13 protein-coding genes are annotated in these 16846 nt (G+C 56.6%); 12 read left to right on the forward strand and 1 reads right to left on the reverse strand.

Translation table 11 applies throughout. The features are described from left to right. Window positions 1-938, reverse strand: a 938-nt coding sequence (locus tag ACIQ39_RS03125; protein WP_396433155.1) for a DEAD/DEAH box helicase, incomplete at its 3' end; no start/stop codon positions are given. A 501-nt stretch (window positions 939-1439) separates the two neighbouring features. Here ACIQ39_RS03125 and ACIQ39_RS03130 point away from each other — a divergent pair. From ACIQ39_RS03130 to ACIQ39_RS03185, 12 genes are all read left to right on the forward strand, one after another. After that, the gene (locus ACIQ39_RS03130) at window positions 1440-2351 is read left to right on the forward strand and encodes a Bug family tripartite tricarboxylate transporter substrate binding protein (protein WP_396433156.1); all 912 of its coding nucleotides are present in this window, start codon (window positions 1440-1442) and stop codon (window positions 2349-2351) included. 194 nt (window positions 2352-2545) lie between these two features. After that, window positions 2546-2857: a type I restriction endonuclease gene (locus ACIQ39_RS03135; RefSeq protein WP_396433157.1), complete on the forward strand. Its 312-nt coding sequence runs from the start codon at window positions 2546-2548 to the stop codon at window positions 2855-2857. Window position 2858: 1 nt separating this feature from the next. Then, window positions 2859-5318 carry an EcoAI/FtnUII family type I restriction enzme subunit R gene (hsdR, locus tag ACIQ39_RS03140; protein ID WP_396433158.1) on the forward strand — a complete coding sequence of 820 codons (2460 nt, stop codon included), beginning with the start codon at window positions 2859-2861 and terminating at the stop codon, window positions 5316-5318. A gap of 8 nt (window positions 5319-5326) precedes the next feature. Continuing rightward, window positions 5327-7249, forward strand: coding sequence for an N-6 DNA methylase (locus ACIQ39_RS03145; RefSeq protein WP_396433159.1), 1923 nt, complete (start codon window positions 5327-5329; stop codon window positions 7247-7249). Window positions 7250-7275: 26 nt separating this feature from the next. Further along, window positions 7276-8313 carry a YhcG family protein gene (locus ACIQ39_RS03150; protein WP_396433198.1) on the forward strand — a complete coding sequence of 346 codons (1038 nt, stop codon included), beginning with the start codon at window positions 7276-7278 and terminating at the stop codon, window positions 8311-8313. Beyond that, the gene (locus ACIQ39_RS03155) at window positions 8313-10322 is read left to right on the forward strand and encodes a restriction endonuclease subunit S (protein WP_396433160.1); all 2010 of its coding nucleotides are present in this window, start codon (window positions 8313-8315) and stop codon (window positions 10320-10322) included. Before ACIQ39_RS03150 ends, ACIQ39_RS03155 begins: the two co-directional genes overlap by 1 nt. 1 nt (window position 10323) lies before the next feature. After that, window positions 10324-12051: an AAA family ATPase gene (locus tag ACIQ39_RS03160; protein WP_396433161.1), complete on the forward strand. Its 1728-nt coding sequence runs from the start codon at window positions 10324-10326 to the stop codon at window positions 12049-12051. Beyond that, on the forward strand, window positions 12048-12905 hold the full coding sequence (locus ACIQ39_RS03165) for a hypothetical protein (RefSeq protein WP_396433162.1): 858 nt from the start codon (window positions 12048-12050) through the stop codon (window positions 12903-12905). Before ACIQ39_RS03160 ends, ACIQ39_RS03165 begins: the two co-directional genes overlap by 4 nt. Next, window positions 12906-13769 carry a GIY-YIG nuclease family protein gene (locus tag ACIQ39_RS03170; protein WP_396433163.1) on the forward strand — a complete coding sequence of 288 codons (864 nt, stop codon included), beginning with the start codon at window positions 12906-12908 and terminating at the stop codon, window positions 13767-13769. After that, complete coding sequence (locus ACIQ39_RS03175; protein WP_396433164.1) at window positions 13766-15649, forward strand: ATP-binding protein; 1884 nt, start codon at window positions 13766-13768, stop codon at window positions 15647-15649. Before ACIQ39_RS03170 ends, ACIQ39_RS03175 begins: the two co-directional genes overlap by 4 nt. After that, window positions 15646-16035: a GIY-YIG nuclease family protein gene (locus ACIQ39_RS03180; RefSeq protein ID WP_396433165.1), complete on the forward strand. Its 390-nt coding sequence runs from the start codon at window positions 15646-15648 to the stop codon at window positions 16033-16035. Before ACIQ39_RS03175 ends, ACIQ39_RS03180 begins: the two co-directional genes overlap by 4 nt. After that, window positions 16032-16829, forward strand: a complete 798-nt coding sequence (locus tag ACIQ39_RS03185) for a hypothetical protein (RefSeq protein ID WP_396433166.1) — start codon at window positions 16032-16034, stop codon at window positions 16827-16829. The genes ACIQ39_RS03180 and ACIQ39_RS03185 overlap by 4 nt, the downstream gene beginning before the upstream one ends. The last annotated feature ends 17 nt before the right edge of the window (window positions 16830-16846 follow it).

Consider the following 16846-nt stretch of genomic DNA (forward strand, 5'->3'; position numbering starts at 1 on the left):
ATGTCGATGCCGCGCGCTGCAATGTCGGTGGCGACCAGGGCGCGGATGTCACCGATTTTGAACCCAGCCAAAGCCTGGGTGCGGGCGGTTTGGCTCTTGTTGCCGTGCAGGGCCATGGCTTTCACGCCGTTTTTGGTCAAAAAGTCAGCCACATTGTTGGCGCCAAACTTGGTGCGGGTGAACACCAGCACCTGGCTCAAGTCGTGCTTTTGGATGATGTGCAGCAGCACGTCTTTTTTCTTGCCGCGGCCCACCGGGTGGATCACCTGCGTGATGCGCTGCACCGTGGTGTTGCTGGGCGTGACTTGGATGCTTTGCGGGTTCTTGAGCAAGTTGGCCGCGAGCTCGCGGATCTCGTCGCTGAAGGTGGCCGAGAACAACAAGCTTTGCTTGTCTTTGGGCACCAGGGCCAGCACTTTTTTCACGTCGTGGATGAAGCCCATGTCCAGCATGCGGTCGGCCTCGTCGAGCACCAAAATTTCGATGGTCGACAGGTCCAGGAAGCCCTGGCCCTGCAAGTCCAGCAAGCGGCCGGGTGTGGCCACCAAGATGTCCACACCGCGTTTGATTTTGTTGATTTGCGGGTTCATGCCCACACCGCCAAAAATCACCGTGGAGTCGAGCTTCAAATATTTGCCGTAATCGCGCACCGACTCTTCGACCTGAGCGGCCAATTCGCGGGTGGGCGTGAGCACCAAAGCGCGGATGGCTTTGCCGCCAAAACGGTTTTGGCCAGGCTCACTCAGGCTCAGCTTGTGCAGCATGGGCAGGGTGAAGGCGGCGGTTTTGCCGGTGCCGGTTTGTGCCCCGGCCAACAAGTCTTGGCCGGCCAAAACGGCGGGAATGGCCTGGGCCTGGATGGGGGTGGGGGTGTCGTAGCCGAGCTCGCGCACAGCTTGCATGAGGGCCGGAGCCAGGTTCAATTCTTCAAAGTTCATTTTCTGAGCGCCATGTCCGGCGCTGGGTGTCGACTCAATCAATGCTGTTGGCAGTGACCAGTGTGGGTCGACAGGTCTTAAGGTGAGCATGGAAACCGCAGGCGCTTGTTTTGAGCGTTGCCCGGGTCAGGCCCCAGCAGGAGTGCTGATGCTGGGGCAACTGGAGGCCTCAGCGGTTTGCATTGTCGCACAAAGCCAGTCGGGCTCTTGATTTTGTTGTTTTCGATTGATCAAACCGCAAGTCACTGTCTTGCCCTGCATGGGTTCAAACCCCCATTCAAAGCCACAGCGTTCGCTTCTAAACTCAAGGTGTTCAGTGACAACTTCTTTGTATCTTTATATTGAATCGATTTGATATTCACAACTAGAGTTCCAACTTCATCACACTTTCACATCAGCATGAGCAAGCCCCACACACCCAAGCCCCGTCGTCAATTTTTGCAAGTTGCCACAGCCCTCGCGAGTGTCGGTTTGGCAGGCCTTGCTGGAGTCAGCCCGGCCATGGCCCAGGCCCCAAAGTGGCCCGCCAAGCCCATCAAAATCGTGGTGGCCTTTCCCCCCGGTGGCCTGACCGATGCCTATGCCCGCAACTTTGGGGACTTCCTCAGTGGCCGTTTGGGTGTGCCGGTGGTCATTGAAAACAGGCCCGGTGCGGGCGCCATCATTGGCATCGATGCCGTTGCCAAGTCCCCCGCCGACGGCTACACCTTCGTCATGAGCACATCGGGCACCTTTTGGCAAAACCGCGTGTTGTACGCCAAGTTGCCCTACAACCTGGACAAAGACCTGACCCCGGTCACCGTGTTCCCGTCTGGCCCGCTGGTGGTGGGCATCCACGACAAGATTCCGGCCAAAAACATGGCCGAGTTTGTGGCCTGGGCCAAAAAGAACAACACTTCTATGGGCACCTATGCCCCGGGCTCTTACCCGCACATGGTGGCCGACCAGACCAACCGCCAGCAGGGCACCAGCATCCAGTCGGTGCACTACCGGGGTGAGGCGCCCATGTGGCTGGACGTGGCCTCGGGGCAATTGCAAATCGCCGTGGGCAGTTATCAGGCCTTCAACACCGTGTCCACCCGGGGCGTGCGCGCCATTGGTGTGACGGGCAGCTACCGCTCGCCCAAGCTGCCCGATGTGCCCACGCTCACTGAACAAGGCAACACCGATAAGCTGGTCACGCTCGAAGGCGGCTTGCCCCTGGTGGCCCCGGCAGGCACGCCTGAGGCCATCCTCAAACGCATGGCCGACGAGGCCGTGGCTTGGTCCAACACCGACAAAGCCGCCAAGCTGCGCGAAACCTTTGCCATCCCCAACAAACCCAAAAACCTGGCCGACACCCGCAAAGACTGGGAGGCCGAAGTGCCCGTCTGGATCAAACTGGCGGTGGACTTGGGGATCAAGCTTGACTGAGCCTTGGCGCTGGCCAGCGTGGGGCGTTGCATTTTGTAGGAGCGCACCCCCGTGCGCGAAGACTTGCACACCGATGACCTGAGCCCCAACCATGGCGGTACAAAGCCCCGGCATTTTTAAAAATGCCGGGGCTTTGTGCCAGTTGGCCCCTAGAATGCATTCCATAGTTCTAAAAATAAAATCCATTTGACGGAATGACTCCCGAAGCCAAAGCCCGCCTTCAGATTGACCAACTCTTGCAAGCCGCTGGCTGGCAAGTTTGCAACATCGACCAAGTCAATCTGCATGCAGCGCAGGGCGTGGCCATCCGCGAGTTTCCGCTCAACACCGGCCACGGCTTTGCCGACTACCTGCTGTATGTGAACGGCAAAGCCTGCGGCGTGATCGAGGCCAAAAAAGAAGGGGCCACGCTCAAGGGCGTGGAGGTTCAATCAAAAACGCTTCCAGTCTTTGACAAGAAAATGCCTTCCTTCGCCTGCCCCTTAAGCACTGACTGCGCCGCCTGATATGGACAAAAAATCTCTCAGCGAACGAGACATTTGCACCAAATACATCACGCCTGCCATCTTGCAGGCGGGTTGGCAGCAGCACGAGTTTCGCGAAGAGGTTCCACTCACGCTTGGCCGCGTGGTGGTGCGGGGCACGTTGGCCGCGCGAATCAAAAATCCAACGGCCAAAGGCGGCCCTAAGCGTCCCGACTTTGTGCTTTATGCACGGCCTAATGTGCCTATCGCGGTCGTAGAAGTTAAAAAATCCATTTTTTCGGTCGGTCACGGCATGCAGCAGGCCTTGGTTTACGCCGAAATGCTGGATGTCCCCTTTGCCATCAGCAGCAACGGTAAAGGCTTTCTGTTGCACGACCGCACGGGCATCACGCACCCCGTGGAGCGCGCTCTGGAACTGCACAGCTTCCCACCCCTTTCAGAGCTCTGGCCCATTTATCAACAATGGAAAGGGTTGGAGTCGCCTGCAGCCGTCAAGCTGTTGGAGCAGCCTTTTTACACCGACGGCAGCGGCCGAGAGCCCTACTACTACCAGCGGGTCGCCATCAACCGCGCGGTTGAAGCCGTAGCGAAAGGCCAGCAACGCATCTTGTTGGTCATGGCCACGGGTACGGGTAAAACCTATACAGCGTTCCAAATCATTTGGCGGCTTTGGAAAGCCAAGGCCAAAAAACGCATTTTGTTTTTGGCCGACCGCAACATCTTGGTTGACCAAACCATGCAACAAGACTTCGCCCCCTTCGGCGAGCTCATGCACAAGGTCACCAACCGTGAGGTCAAAAAGAACTACGAAATCTACCTGGCCTTGTATCAGGCCGTCACCGGTAAAGAAGAGTGGAAACAAATCTATCGGCAATTTCCCGCTGATTTTTTTGACCTGGTGGTGATTGACGAATGCCACCGGGGCAGCGCCGTGGATGACTCTGCCTGGCGTGAAGTGCTGGACTATTTCAGCCAAGCCACGCACTTGGGGCTGACCGCAACCCCCAAAGAAAAAGTGACGGTTGACAAGAAAACCGGGTTGCGTGTGATTGATGCACCAGAGTTCAACATCAAGTACTTTGGCGAGGCCATCTACACCTATTCACTCAAACAAGGCATCGAAGACGGTTTTTTGGCACCCTACAAAGTCATCCGCATTGTCACTGATGTGGACGCCGTGGGCTACACGCCCGAGAAAGGCAAGGTCGACAAATTGGGTCAGGTGGTGGAACAGCGCCAATACAACACCAAAGACTTCGACCGAAAAATGGTGCTCGAAAAGCGCACCCAGCTGGTGGCCAGCAGGGTATGGGAATACCTCAAGGCCACCAATCCCATGGCCAAAACCATCGTTTTCTGTGACGACCAAGACCACGCCGAGCGCATGCGCCAAGAGTTGGTCAAACTCATCCCCGCTGCCGCCCATAACCGCCGCTACGTCATGCGCATCACGGGTGACGACACCGAAGGCAAGGCACAAATCTCGTACTTCATCGACAACGACGAGCCCTATCCGGTCATCGCCACCACCTCCAAGTTGCTCTCTACCGGGGTGGATGCGAAAACCTGCAAGTTGATCGTGCTGGACCAAAACATCAATTCGATGACCGAGTTCAAGCAAATCATTGGCCGTGGCACCCGCCTGCGTGAGGACTACCAAAAGCTGTACTTCACCATCATGGATTTCAAAGGTGCCACCCGGCTCTTTGCCGACCCCGATTTTGATGGTGACCCTGTGGTCGTGTACGAGCCCAGGGTAGACGACCCAGTGGTCCCCCCCGAAGTAGTTGAGCCACCACGCACCGGCGAACCCGATCCACCGCCATTTGGACCTGGCGGAGAAGGAGCAGGGGGAGGCGAGGGCGAGGGCGAGGGCGAGGGCCGCATTAAATACGTCATCAACGATGTGGACGTCCGCCTAGCGGTGGAGCGTGCTCAGTACCTAGATGCCGATGGCAAGCTGATCACCGAAAGTTTCCGCGTCCTGCTCAAAGACGACATACGCAAATCACTGCAAGCCCAGTTCGGCACTTTGAACGACTTTTTACGCCGCTGGAACACGGCCGAGCGCAAACAAGCTGTGCTGCAAGAGCTGGCCGACCAAGGCGTATCGCTGGACATCTTGCAGCAAGCCGTGGCCAACGGCACGGAGTTGGATGCTTTTGACTTGGTGGCGCACGTTGCCTTCGATCAAAAACCACTCACCCGCCGCGAACGCGCCAATCGGGTCAAAAAGCGCAATGTTTTTGGCCAATACGGTGACCAGGCACGCGCAGTCCTCGAAACCTTGCTGGAAAAGTTTGCCGACCACGGCGTTCAAGACATCGAAGATGCCAAAGTGCTGGAGCTGCCGCCCTTTGACCAGTTTGGCACCAAAACCCAAATTCGCCGTGGCATATTTGGAGGCGTAGAGAATTACGCCCATGCCGTGCAAGCGTTAGAGCGCGCCCTGTACGACTCCCCAGAACAAAAATCAGCCTAAGTGAATCCATGAACCTCAGCAGCACCATCAAGTCCATCCAGGACATCATGCGCAAAGACGACGGGGTCGACGGCGACGCCCAGCGCCTGGGCCAGCTCACCTGGATGCTGTTCCTCAAAGTCTTTGACCAGCGCGAAGAAGAGTGGGAAGACAACGCCACCGAGTCAAATACCCACTATCACTCGCCTATTCCAGAAAAATATCGCTGGCGCAATTGGGCCGGCTACGCTGCAGATGCCCAGGGCAAGTTGCAACCCAAAATCGCCCCCAAAGACCTGATTCTCTTTGTTAACAACGAGCTCTTTCCAGCGCTAAAGGACCAGATTGATGCCAGCCTAAGCCCCCAGCACAAGGTGATTCGTGAAGTATTTAGTGACGCCAACAACTACATGAAGTCGGGCCCGCAAATGCTGGCCGTCATTGAGAAGCTGGAAGAGGCCATCAACTTTCACGACTTCACCACCCGCGCCAACTTGGGCGACGTTTACGAGCAAATGCTTAACGACCTGCGTGGTGCCGGAAATGCTGGCGAGTTTTATACCCCGCGCGCCATCACCGCTTTCATGGTCGACCGGGTGAACCCGCGCCTCAACGACCGGGAAACGGTGATGGACCCAGCCTGCGGTACAGGCGGGTTTTTGACCGCCGCGATTGACCATTTCAGGCGCCAGCTCACAGAAAAGTCCAGTTCAGACGACAAGCGTGCCATAGAAAATCTGATTCGCGGGATTGAGAAAAAGCAGCTTCCACACCTGCTGTGCACCACCAACATGCTGCTGCACGGCATTGATGTGCCGAGCCAAATCGAACATAAAAACACATTGGTCGTTGGCTGGAACGAATGGCGGGCCGATCAGCGCGTGCACTGCATCATTACCAACCCACCCTTTGGTGGCTATGAGGATAACAGCGTGGGTGCCGGCTATCACCACCCCACTAAAGAAACTGCAGACCTGTTCATGCAATTGATAGTCAAGTTGCTCAGGGAGCATGGGCGCGCCGCAGTGGTGTTGCCGGATGGCTTCTTGTTTGGCGACGGCATCAAAGCCGATATCAAAAAGCGGCTAATGCAAAACTGCAACTTGCACACCATCATTCGCCTGCCCAAAGGTGTTTTCGCGCCCTACACCACCATCAAAACCAACCTGCTGTTTTTCACAAAAGGCCACACGGTGGATGACGGCACCGAGCACTTCCACACCGACACCATCTGGTTCTATGAGCACCCCTACCCGCAGGGCTACAAGAGCTATTCCAAAACCAAACCCATACGCCTGGAAGAATTTCAAGCCGAGCAAGCCTGGTGGGGCAACGAGGCCAACGACTTTGCCGACCGGATCGAAAACGAGCAGGCTTGGAAGGTGGACTTCAAAGCCAAACGCCTGCAAGCTGAGGCTGCCGCCCAGCCCCACTGGGCCAAGGCCGAACAACTGCGCAATGAGGCGGGCGACGCCCGCCGCCAAGCCAAGTATTTGAGTGACTCATTGGTCGGGCGGCGCAATGACGAAGACCTGGTGTCTCTGCTGCGAGTGCAAATGAATGAGCTGCAAGCCGATATGGACCGTGGCCAGACCACCGGACGAGGCTACACGCTGGTGTTGACAGGTGAGTTGCAAGCCGCCATTGACCAGGCCACGCAAGAAGAGATCATCACCAGCCTGACCACTTCGGTAGAGCGCCTGCGCAGTGAAGCCGATACGCTGGATTTGCATGCACGCGACGCCCAAGCCGCTGGCGACCGGCTGTACTGGCCCATCTACAACCTCGACCTCAAAAACCCCAGAGCCCCCCAAGAAGAAACCCACGACCCCGACGTATTGCTGGAGAAATACAAAAAGCTTTTGGGCGAAATTGAAGAAACCCAAAACCAGCTCAAGAGCGAGCTGGCCGGTGCGCTGGCGCACCACTTCACCCCAGAGGCGTCAGAGTGACAGCCGTGGCACCCCCCTCTGCGCCCATGGGCTCGCCGCCACCACAGCTGGTGCGCGACATTCGCCAACTCATCGACAGCAGCCGTGCCCAGCTGGCCACCACCGTCAACAGCGCGCTCACCTTGCTGTACTGGCACATCGGCCGGCGCATCCAGGTCGAAGTGCTGCAGGGCCAACGCGCCGAATATGGCGAACAAATTGTGGCCACTCTGGCGCGGCAACTGGAGGCCGACTATGGGCGCGGCTTCTCCAGCAAAAACCTGCGCCACATGCTGCGCTTTGCCAGCAGTTTTGAAGCTGAAAACATTGTCTCCGCAGTGAGTAGACAATTAAGTTGGACCCACCTGCGCAGCCTGATCTACATCGAAGATCCGCTCAAGCGCGACTTCTACCTGCAAATGTGCCAAGCTGAGCGTTGGAGTACCCGCGTTCTGCAAGAGCGGCTGGACTCCATGTTGTTTGAGCGCACCGCCTTGTCACGTAAACCGGCCGATCTGCTGACCACCGAGCTGGCCGCTCTGCGCGAAACCGGCCAGCTCAGCCCCGCATTGCTCTTGAAAGACCCCTATGTGCTCGACTTTCTGGGCATGCAAGACCGCTACCTAGAGAAAGACCTTGAAGACGCCATCCTGCGCGAGCTGGAGCACTTTTTATTGGAGCTGGGCGCAGGCTTTACCTTTGTGGCGCGACAAAAGCGCATACAGATTGACAACGACGACTTCTACATTGACCTGCTGTTTTACAACCGCCGCCTCAAGCGCTTGGTGGCCATTGACTTAAAGCTGGGCGACTTCAAAGCCGCCGACAAAGGCCAAATGGAGCTCTACCTGCGCTGGCTGGCCAAGCACGAGCAAGAAAGCGGCGAAGCCTCACCCCTGGGCATTATTTTGTGCAGTGGCAAAAAGCAAGAACAGATTGAACTGCTGGAGTTGAGCGCCAGCGGCATCCACGTGGCCGAATACCTGACCGAACTGCCACCCAAAGCCGTGCTGCAACAAAAACTGCACGAGGCCATCGCCCTGTCGCGCGAACGCTTGGACAACCGAAGCGGGGAGCCAAGCTGATGGACGCGCAACGATTTTTAGCGGAATTTGGACACATTGCGAATGCGCCGGGGGGGGTGAACAAGCTGCGAGAGTTGATTCGTGCCCTCGCGGTTCAAGGCAAGCTTGTGCAGCAGGACGCCAACGACGAGTCCGCCGCGACGTGGCTTTCTCACTTAAAAGTCACGAAATCGAGGTTGCTGCAGCAAAAGAAAATTACGAAATACATTGTCTTTGCAGATATTCCCGCGCACGAGTACCCTTATTCGCTACCGCCTGGTTGGGCGTTCGCACGTCTTGGCGCAATAACAAACAAGATTGGATCAGGTAGTACACCGCGTGGTGGTCGCGAGGTCTACGTTCGAGAGGGCGTGCCGTTCCTTCGCTCTCAGAACGTATGGAACGACGGCATTTTGTTGGATGGAGTGGCATTCATTACATCGAATGTGCATGCAAATATGGAAGGTTCTGCGGTCGAAGGTAATGACATTCTTTTGAACATCACTGGCGCCTCATTGGGGCGGTGCGCCTTGTTCCCGGCAGACTTTGGTGATGCCAACGTCAGTCAGCACGTCACCATCATTCGACCAACAGATTCAGCCATTGGGGCCTACTTGCATATGTGTATGTTGTCCCCGTACATACAGGCCATGATATGGGCTCGCCAAGTTGGCATGGCGCGAGAAGGTCTAAGCAAGAAGGTCCTCGAACAATTCGAAGTTCCATTGCCGCCGGTCAATGAGCAATCCCGCATCGTAGCCAAAGTCGACGAACTGATGGCCCTATGCGACAGACTGGAAGCCCAGCAACAACAGCGCCGCAGCCTGCAAAACAAACTACGCCAATCCACGCTGCAAGCCGTTGCCGCAGCCACCAGCCCGCACGAACTGCAAACCACCTGGGCGCGCCTGGCCGATAACTTCGATCAACTTTTTGAATCGTCAGAGGATGTGACTGGGTTCAAGGGATTGATTCTTGATTTAGCCATGTCTGGGCAACTTCTAAATATTGAAGAGCGAAGTACTTCTTCGGCAACTGAGCTACTTGAAACTATTTCGGCGGCGCGTGTTGCTTGGTCAAAGGAGTGCGAGGGGCAGGAACAAAAAGAAGCTTTGAACATGTTGAAGAAGCTTCGTACCCAACAGGTTGCCTCAATCGATGGGGTTCTGCCTGATCATTGGGTGTGGGCGACTTTGCTCCAAGTCTCACAAGCCGTTGTGGACTGTCACAACAAAACGGCCCCTTATGTCGGCACTGGTATTCACTTGATTCGAACCACCGACATTCGAAACGGCAAGATGGAGCTGGCGAATACCCGAAAGATATCGGAAGAGACCTATGCGTATTGGTCAAGAAGATTGCCGCCACGGGCAGGGGACATCTTTTTTACACGCGAGGCTCCAATGGGCGAGGCCGCAATAGTTCCAGAGGGCCAGCAGGTTTGTCTCGGTCAACGCTCCATGTTGATCCGTTTGTTTCCGGATCTATTCAGCAATCGTTTTTTGTTGTTTGTCATTCAAAGTCCGAGTTTTCAGTCGCGAATGGTTGAAGCCGCGATTGGGATGACAGTCAAGCACCTTCGAGTTGGTGGTGTTGAGCAATTGCTGGTGCCAGTGCCGCCAAAGAGCGAACAAGATCGTATCGTTGCCATCGTTGATCAGCTGTTCCAAATGTGTGACCACTTGGCCGACCAGTTGTCGAAGAAAAAAACCGTTGCTGCGCATCTTGCGCAGAGCGCTGTTGCCGTCATCACCGGTATCGACATTGATTCTGAAGAGGAGGAACCCTTGAAAGCCCCGCAAACCGAATTGATCGCCCCGCTTCGCTTGGGCCAAGCCCCTGACATCAAAACGCAGGCTCCGCTGGCCACCATCTTGGCGCACCACAGTGGCGAGTTAGCCGCTAAAGACTTGTGGCAGCGCTTTGGCGGTGATATAGAGGTGTTTTATGCACAGCTTAAAAAAGAAGTGGAGCAGGGCTGGATTCAGCAGCCGACAGTTGCCGTGATGCGCGAAAAGGCAGTGGGCTGATATGCAACTGCAGCGCCTTCAGATCAGCAACTTCCGCAACCTGCGGGGGCTGGAAATCAACTTTGCCACGCAACTGGAGCCGTCGGCAGGCAGCGCGCCAGATGCACCGCCAATGCGCATTCGCAGCCATGCGCTGATTGGGCAAAACGGCTCGGGCAAATCCAACCTGATCGAGGCGTTGATCATCATTTTTCGCAACATCGACCTGGGGTTGCCTGCCGAGTTTGACTACGAGCTGGACTACAACATTCGTGGCCACCAGATCCAGATCAAAGCCCATTTGGCCGAGCAGAGCACGCCGGTGGTGTGGGTGGATGGTGACAAGAAGGCGCAAAACTACCTGACTGAAAACGACCCACCCAAAAAACAGCCACGCGACGAACGGCCACGCGACGAAAGGCGCGGCCCGCGCTTGTTGCCATCGCACGTGTTTGCCTATTACTCAGGCCGAAATGAACGCATGGAGGCCCTGTTTCGCGATCACGAGCACCGATTTATTCGACTTATGGAAAGCACTGACGACTCGGGTCGCAAGCAAAGGGAAGAGACTAAGATCCTGCGCCAGTTTGGCGACGACCGTCTGCGCCGTTTGTTTTACTGCCGTGGTGGTCACAGCCAGTTGGTGCTGCTGGCTTGTTTGCTGTCAGACGACCCGGTGTTCAAGAAAGTGTTGGACAACCTGAACATCGTGTCGCTGGAGTCTGCGCTGTTCGTGCTGAAGCAGCCCTACCGTCTGCGCGACTTGAAAGACGATGACATTTTGGAAGGTGACCCGCGTTTTTGGTTTGCTCGGGGTACATTTGTGAGCGAGTTTTTGGACAAACTGTGGCAAGTGGCCTGGGCCCCGATACAGAACGTAGAGTCCAAAGTGGTGGATTTTCGCGGGCGGCGCGAGCAGCAAAAGCAGCTTTTCTTGTATGTTCCCAACAAAGAAAAGCTCAAAGAGCTTGGCGATTTGGTAGGGACCGCCAGTAGCTTTTTTCGTTACGCAGAGGCGGCCTATATTGGCGACCTGATTGACGAGGTGCGCATCACCGTGAAAAAGCGCGACGCGCATGGCGGCAATGTGAGCTTTACGCAATTGTCCGAAGGCGAGTTGCAAATACTCACGGTGCTGGGCTTGATGCGCATCACCAGCGATGACCATTGCCTGTTTTTGCTGGACGAGCCCGATACACACCTGAACCCGATTTGGAAGCTGCGCTACTTTGATGACATCGAAAACGTGCTGGCACCGCGCAAGGGGTCGATGGTGCAAGGCGAATCACAAATTTTGCTGACCACCCACGATCCGATGATGGTGGGCAGCCTGAAACGTGAGCAGGTGCATATTTTGCGTCGTGAAGGCAATCAAACTTTGGTGGGCTCGCCAGATGTGCATCCGCAAGGCATGGGCGTGACCGGGCTGCTCAAGAGTGAGTTGTTTGGTCTTTCGTCCACACTGGATTTTGAGACCGAACGCCGCCTGTTCAGGCGCAATGCCTTGTATGCAATGGATGTGCGCACATCAGCCGAGGATGAAGAAATGCGCCGTCTGAGCTCTGAGCTCGCTGACCTTGGTTTTTCCAACGCCGACTTCAAAGACCCGTTTTATGCCATGTTCGTGCGCAAGATGGCCAAGCACACGCGGTTTCACAAACCAGTGCTTACCCAACAAGAGCAGGTGGAGCAAGACGCGATTGCCGACGAGCTGGTTAAAGAAATTTTGCGAGAGGAAGGAAAGCTGTGATTTACATCGATTTGGAAAATCGATTGCCAACCGACGCCGATATTCCGAACTGGAAACCATGGACTGAGGCTGAGTGGGCCAAGTGGCAGGCTGAATCCGAAAGCTTGTTGAAAGAGTTGGCTGCCCTACATGCAGCGGGAAAACGTGACGAGAGAAATAAGTTGATTGACGAAAAGAAGGCGCATTGGGGCAAACTCAAAGATTGGCTTATGGCTTTGTCAGCAGGTAAATGCTGGTTTTCAGAAGCGAAGGAGATTTTTTCGCATTACGACGTCGAGCACTTTCGTCCCAAGAAAGAGGCAAAAGCGGAAGGGTCTGCGCCACGGGACGGTTACTGGTGGCTGGCGTTTGACTACCGGAATTACCGATTGTGTGGCAATGTTGGTAACCGCATGAAAGGCGGCTGGTTTCCGTTGCAAGAGGGTTCGCCATCTTCACGCTATGAGCATCGCTGTGAAGAGGCAGAGTCGGCCTATTTGCTCGACCCCATTGACATTGACGATGTAAAACTTTTGGCTTTCGATGAAGAGGGCAAAGCCTGCCCGGCACCTGGCGCTTCCGATTGGGACAAGTTGCGCGTCAAAGAGACGGTGAAACGATTGAAGTTAAATGAGCATGAAGCGCTGACAGAGGCGCGCCGAAAGGTTTGGGTGAAGGTGTCAGCCTTGATCAATCAATACCAGTCGAACAAGGCACGGTGTGCTGCAGGCGGAAATGAGGTGGCCAGAGAAAAAGCAAAGAGCGCCTTAAAGCAAGTCCGCGAGCTGACACGCCCAACGGCTGAGCTGTCGTCTGTAGCGAAGTGGTGTGTACTACTCAATCAAGACCATCAGCTTGCACATGCAGTAATTTGAATGACCCCTTTCTCCCTCCGCATCTTCGTCGCCGACGGCGACCCCGATGGTCTGCGCATCGTGGATCGCACCAACTGGAACGGCAAGGCGCTGGTGTTTCCGCGTGCGGCCTGGGCGCAGCCCAGCGTGGCCAACCGGCCCGAGCTGCAGCAAACGGGCGTGTACCTGCTGCTGGGGCCGCGTGAAGACGGCGAGGGTGACCGGCTTTACGTTGGCGAGGGCGACCCGATCAAGCCGCGCTTGGCCACGCACCACAGCGGCAAAGACCAAAAGGATTTCTGGACGCGGGCGATCTGTTTCGTCTCCATGGGGCAGGCGCTTAACAAAGCGCATGTGCAGTTTTTAGAGGCCAACTTGATTCGCCTGGCCAAGCAGGCCAAGCGCGTGCCTTTGGACAACGCCAACCAGCCCACCGAGCCCACCCTCAGCGAAGCCGACCGCGCCGACATGCAGGTGTTTTTGCAGCACATGCTGGGCATGCTGCCGGTGCTGGGTGTGCATGCGTTCGAGCAGCCTCCCCAGGCCCCCGCCGTCAGCGCGCCCGGGCTGATGTGCAAGGGCAAAGGCCTGTTGGCCCGTGGCTATGAATCCACCCAGGGTTTTGTGGTCAAGGCGGGTTCGCAGGCGGCAGTGCAAGCGGTGCCTTCGGTTCCGCCCGGCACGTTGGCCATGCGCCAGCAATTGCAGGATTTGGGTGTGATGGTTGAGCAGGGCAACACCTACGCATTCACGCAGGACTATGCCTTCAGTTCACCCAGCACAGCGGCCAGCGTGGTGCTGGGCCGCAGTGCCAACGGGCGGCTAGAGTGGAAGGACGCCCAGGGGCGGTCGCTCAAGTCCTTGCAGGAGAATGAGTCAGCATGAGACAACTTGACCTTTTCTCCGCCCTGCAATCCAGCACCGAAGGCATCGACACCGAATTCAAGTCGGCGCGCGGTGGCATGCCCGGCAGTTTCTGGGAGTCGTATGCCGCCATGGCTAACACCCAGGGCGGCACCATTGTGTTGGGCGTGGCCGAAAAGGCGTCTGGCCTGGTGTGGGAGGGTGTGCCCGATGCTGCGCAGTTGCGCACGGTGCTGTGGAGCCAGTTGAATGACCGCCACAAGATCAGCGCCAATTTGCTGCGCGACGACGATGTGCGCACGGTAGAAGACGAGGGCAGGCAGTTTGTGGTTGTGAACGTGCCGCGTGCTTCGCGCCTGCAGCGCCCGGTGTTTGTGGGGCCCAACCCCATGACGGGCACTTACCGCCGTGCCGAAGAGGGCGACTACCGCTGTTCGGACGACGAGGTGCGCCGCATGCTGGCCGATCAGTCCGACACGCCAGCCGATTCCCAAATCGTGGCGCATTTTGGCCTGCCGGACTTTGACCCCGACACGGTCAAGCAATACCGCAACCGCTTTGCATCCCGTGCGCCAGACCACCCTTGGTTGCTGCTGGACGATGCGCCGCTGCTGACCAAGCTGAGCGCCTTGCGCCGCGACCGCGCCACGGGCTTGGAGGGGGCCACCGTGGCGGGCTTGCTGATGTTTGGCCGCTTTGAGGCGCTGCGCGATGCCTTGCCCGGCTTTCATGTGGATTACCGCGAGCGCCTGTCTGACGACCCCGCCGTGCGCTGGACCGACCGCGTGGTGCCCGATGGCACCTGGGAAAACAACCTGTTCCAGTTTTATCTGCGGGTCATGCAGCGTTTGTCGGGCGACTTGAAGATGCCTTTTCAGCTGGACCGAGAGCTTTACCGCAAAGACGATACCGCTGTGCACGAGGCTTTGCGCGAGGCAGTGGTGAACGCGTTGGTGCACGCCGACCACCGAGGCCAAGGTGGCGTGGTGATTGAGCGTTACCCGGACCGGATCGAGTTGTCTAACCCCGGCTCCTTGCTTGTTTCGCGAGAGCAGCTTTTAAAAGGCGGCGTGAGCGAGTGCCGTAACAAAAGCCTGCAGCTGATGTTTCAGCTCATGGGGGGTGGCGACAAGGCGGGCTCGGGCATGGACAAAATCCGGGCGGGCTGGCGTGCGCAGCATTGGCGTTCGCCCCGGCTCGAAGAGTCTTTGCAACCCGACCGCGTGAAGCTGGTGCTGCCCATGGTCAGCTTGATTCCGGGCGAGGTGGACTTGGCCTTGCGCCAGCGCTTTGGCGACCGGTTTGCCAAGCTAGACAAAACGGCGGTGCAGGCGGTGGTGACCGCCCAGGTAGAGGGCAGCGTGACCAATGCCCGCATGCAGGAAATCACTGGTGAGCATTCCAAAGACATCACGGGCGTGCTGCAAACCCTGGTGCGCGATGGCCTGCTGACCCAGCAAAACCAGCGCCGCTGGGCCAGTTACCGCGTGGCGGGGGACTCCCCCCAATTGGGCGAGGACTCCCGTCATTTGGCGGGGGACTCCCCCCAAAGCTCCCCCCAATTGCTACCGGACTCCCCCCAATTCGGCGGGGACTCCCCCCAATTCGACCGGTTGGCTGGTTTGTCAGCCGAGGTATTGGCGCTTTTGCCAATGGCAGAACCTGCCCGGAAAAACAAAAAACTGCCGGTGCCCCAACTGAAAATTGTTATCAGGCAACTGTGTGCCGGTCGATGGTTATCGACGTCTGAGCTCGCAGCACTGGTGGATCGAGACGCGGATAAGCTGCAAACCCGTTTCTTGACAGCCATGGTGAAAGATGGTGTGTTGGAACTTCGATACCCTGACGTGCGCAATCGTCCGGATCAGGCGTATCGCACGGTTGCCAATCCATTGGCATGATGCCCACTCCCTTATCGCTCCGCATCTTCGTCGCCGACGGCGACCCCGATGGCCTGCGCACCGTGGATCGCACCAACTGGAACGGCAAGGCTTTGGTGTTTCCGCGTGCGGCCTGGGCGCAGCCCAGCGTGGCCAACCGGGCCGAGCTGCAGCACACCGGCGTGTACCTGCTGCTGGGGCCGCGTGAAGACGGCGAGGGTGACCGGCTCTACATTGGCGAGGGCGATCCGATCAAGCCGCGCCTGGCCACGCACCACAGCGGCACTGTCCAAAAAGACTTCTGGACACGGGCGATCTGTTTTGTCTCCATGGGGCAGGCGCTCAACAAGGCGCATGTGCAGTTTTTAGCGGCCAATCAGTGCTGCGGTAACACTGGATTTATATGAATACCTGGCGAACCCTAGCTTGTGTTCTGCTTTTTTCGTCATCCCATGCCATGGCAAATGGACAGTGGCTGTCCATAGACATGGAAATCTCTGACAAGCTGAGGCTTGGAGTCACCCACCCCTTCGACGCCGCCCATCTTGTTTTTGACGATGGCATTCAAATCATCAACATAAATGACAAGCCGACAGCAAAATCCACCGGTGCTTATCTGTTTGAAGCTGGCCTGGCCGATCAGCTGATCTCTTTTGAATCCAAATCAGAAACAAGTGACAACCAGATCTTTGAAGCGATCGTTGGCAGCGGCAACCAACCAGTCGCAAATATTCAGTTCATGACAAGTGTTGTTGATTTAAAAGACAAGACTCTGGGTACGCACGCCATGTTGATCGCTGCCGGCATCAGCCTTGCCCGGATCAAGACGAGTCCAACATTTTCCGATGGGGCCAAATGCTTGCTTTTGGAATCACAAAATTTTCAAGCCGCAGCGTTTTACTTCTCGCGCCAGCGATTTTCTCCCTTCAAGAACATTGAAGCGTTTGAAGCTCATCGCAAAGCAGACTTGAAGCAAAAAATAACAGGCATAGAGCGTGACGAATGGCAAGGGCATCCGTGGATGAAAATAAGCGCCCTAGGTTATAAAAATCGCCCCTACTCGACATCTGCAGTCCTGCACAAAGGTCGTGTTTATTTGGCCGAGTTCCATGACAAAGGACACAGCAACAAAATGTCAAAAAGCTGCATTGCCTACAACCGCATAGCCATCGAAAATCTCAGAAGTTTCTTTAATAATTAATTAAGTCAAAGTCCGCT

Source organism: Limnohabitans sp., assembly GCF_044361645.1.
In the GTDB taxonomy this organism is placed as follows: domain Bacteria; phylum Pseudomonadota; class Gammaproteobacteria; order Burkholderiales; family Burkholderiaceae_C; genus Limnohabitans_A.

Excerpts from the sequence above, each read along its gene's own strand:
- ACIQ39_RS03155 (WP_396433160.1), top strand. The coding sequence starts at position 8,313 with ATGGACGCGCAACGATTTTTAGCGGAATTTGGACACATTGCGAATGCG.
- ACIQ39_RS03130 (WP_396433156.1), top strand. The coding sequence starts at position 1,440 with ATGGCCCAGGCCCCAAAGTGGCCCGCCAAGCCCATCAAAATCGTGGTG.
- ACIQ39_RS03175 (WP_396433164.1), top strand. The coding sequence starts at position 13,766 with ATGAGACAACTTGACCTTTTCTCCGCCCTGCAATCCAGCACCGAAGGC.
- ACIQ39_RS03145 (WP_396433159.1), top strand. The coding sequence starts at position 5,327 with ATGAACCTCAGCAGCACCATCAAGTCCATCCAGGACATCATGCGCAAA.
- ACIQ39_RS03185 (WP_396433166.1), top strand. The coding sequence starts at position 16,032 with ATGAATACCTGGCGAACCCTAGCTTGTGTTCTGCTTTTTTCGTCATCC.
- ACIQ39_RS03180 (WP_396433165.1), top strand. The coding sequence starts at position 15,646 with ATGATGCCCACTCCCTTATCGCTCCGCATCTTCGTCGCCGACGGCGAC.
- ACIQ39_RS03150 (WP_396433198.1), top strand. The coding sequence starts at position 7,276 with ATGGGCTCGCCGCCACCACAGCTGGTGCGCGACATTCGCCAACTCATC.
- hsdR (WP_396433158.1), top strand. The coding sequence starts at position 2,859 with ATGGACAAAAAATCTCTCAGCGAACGAGACATTTGCACCAAATACATC.
- ACIQ39_RS03135 (WP_396433157.1), top strand. The coding sequence starts at position 2,546 with ATGACTCCCGAAGCCAAAGCCCGCCTTCAGATTGACCAACTCTTGCAA.
- ACIQ39_RS03160 (WP_396433161.1), top strand. The coding sequence starts at position 10,324 with ATGCAACTGCAGCGCCTTCAGATCAGCAACTTCCGCAACCTGCGGGGG.
- ACIQ39_RS03170 (WP_396433163.1), top strand. The coding sequence starts at position 12,906 with ATGACCCCTTTCTCCCTCCGCATCTTCGTCGCCGACGGCGACCCCGAT.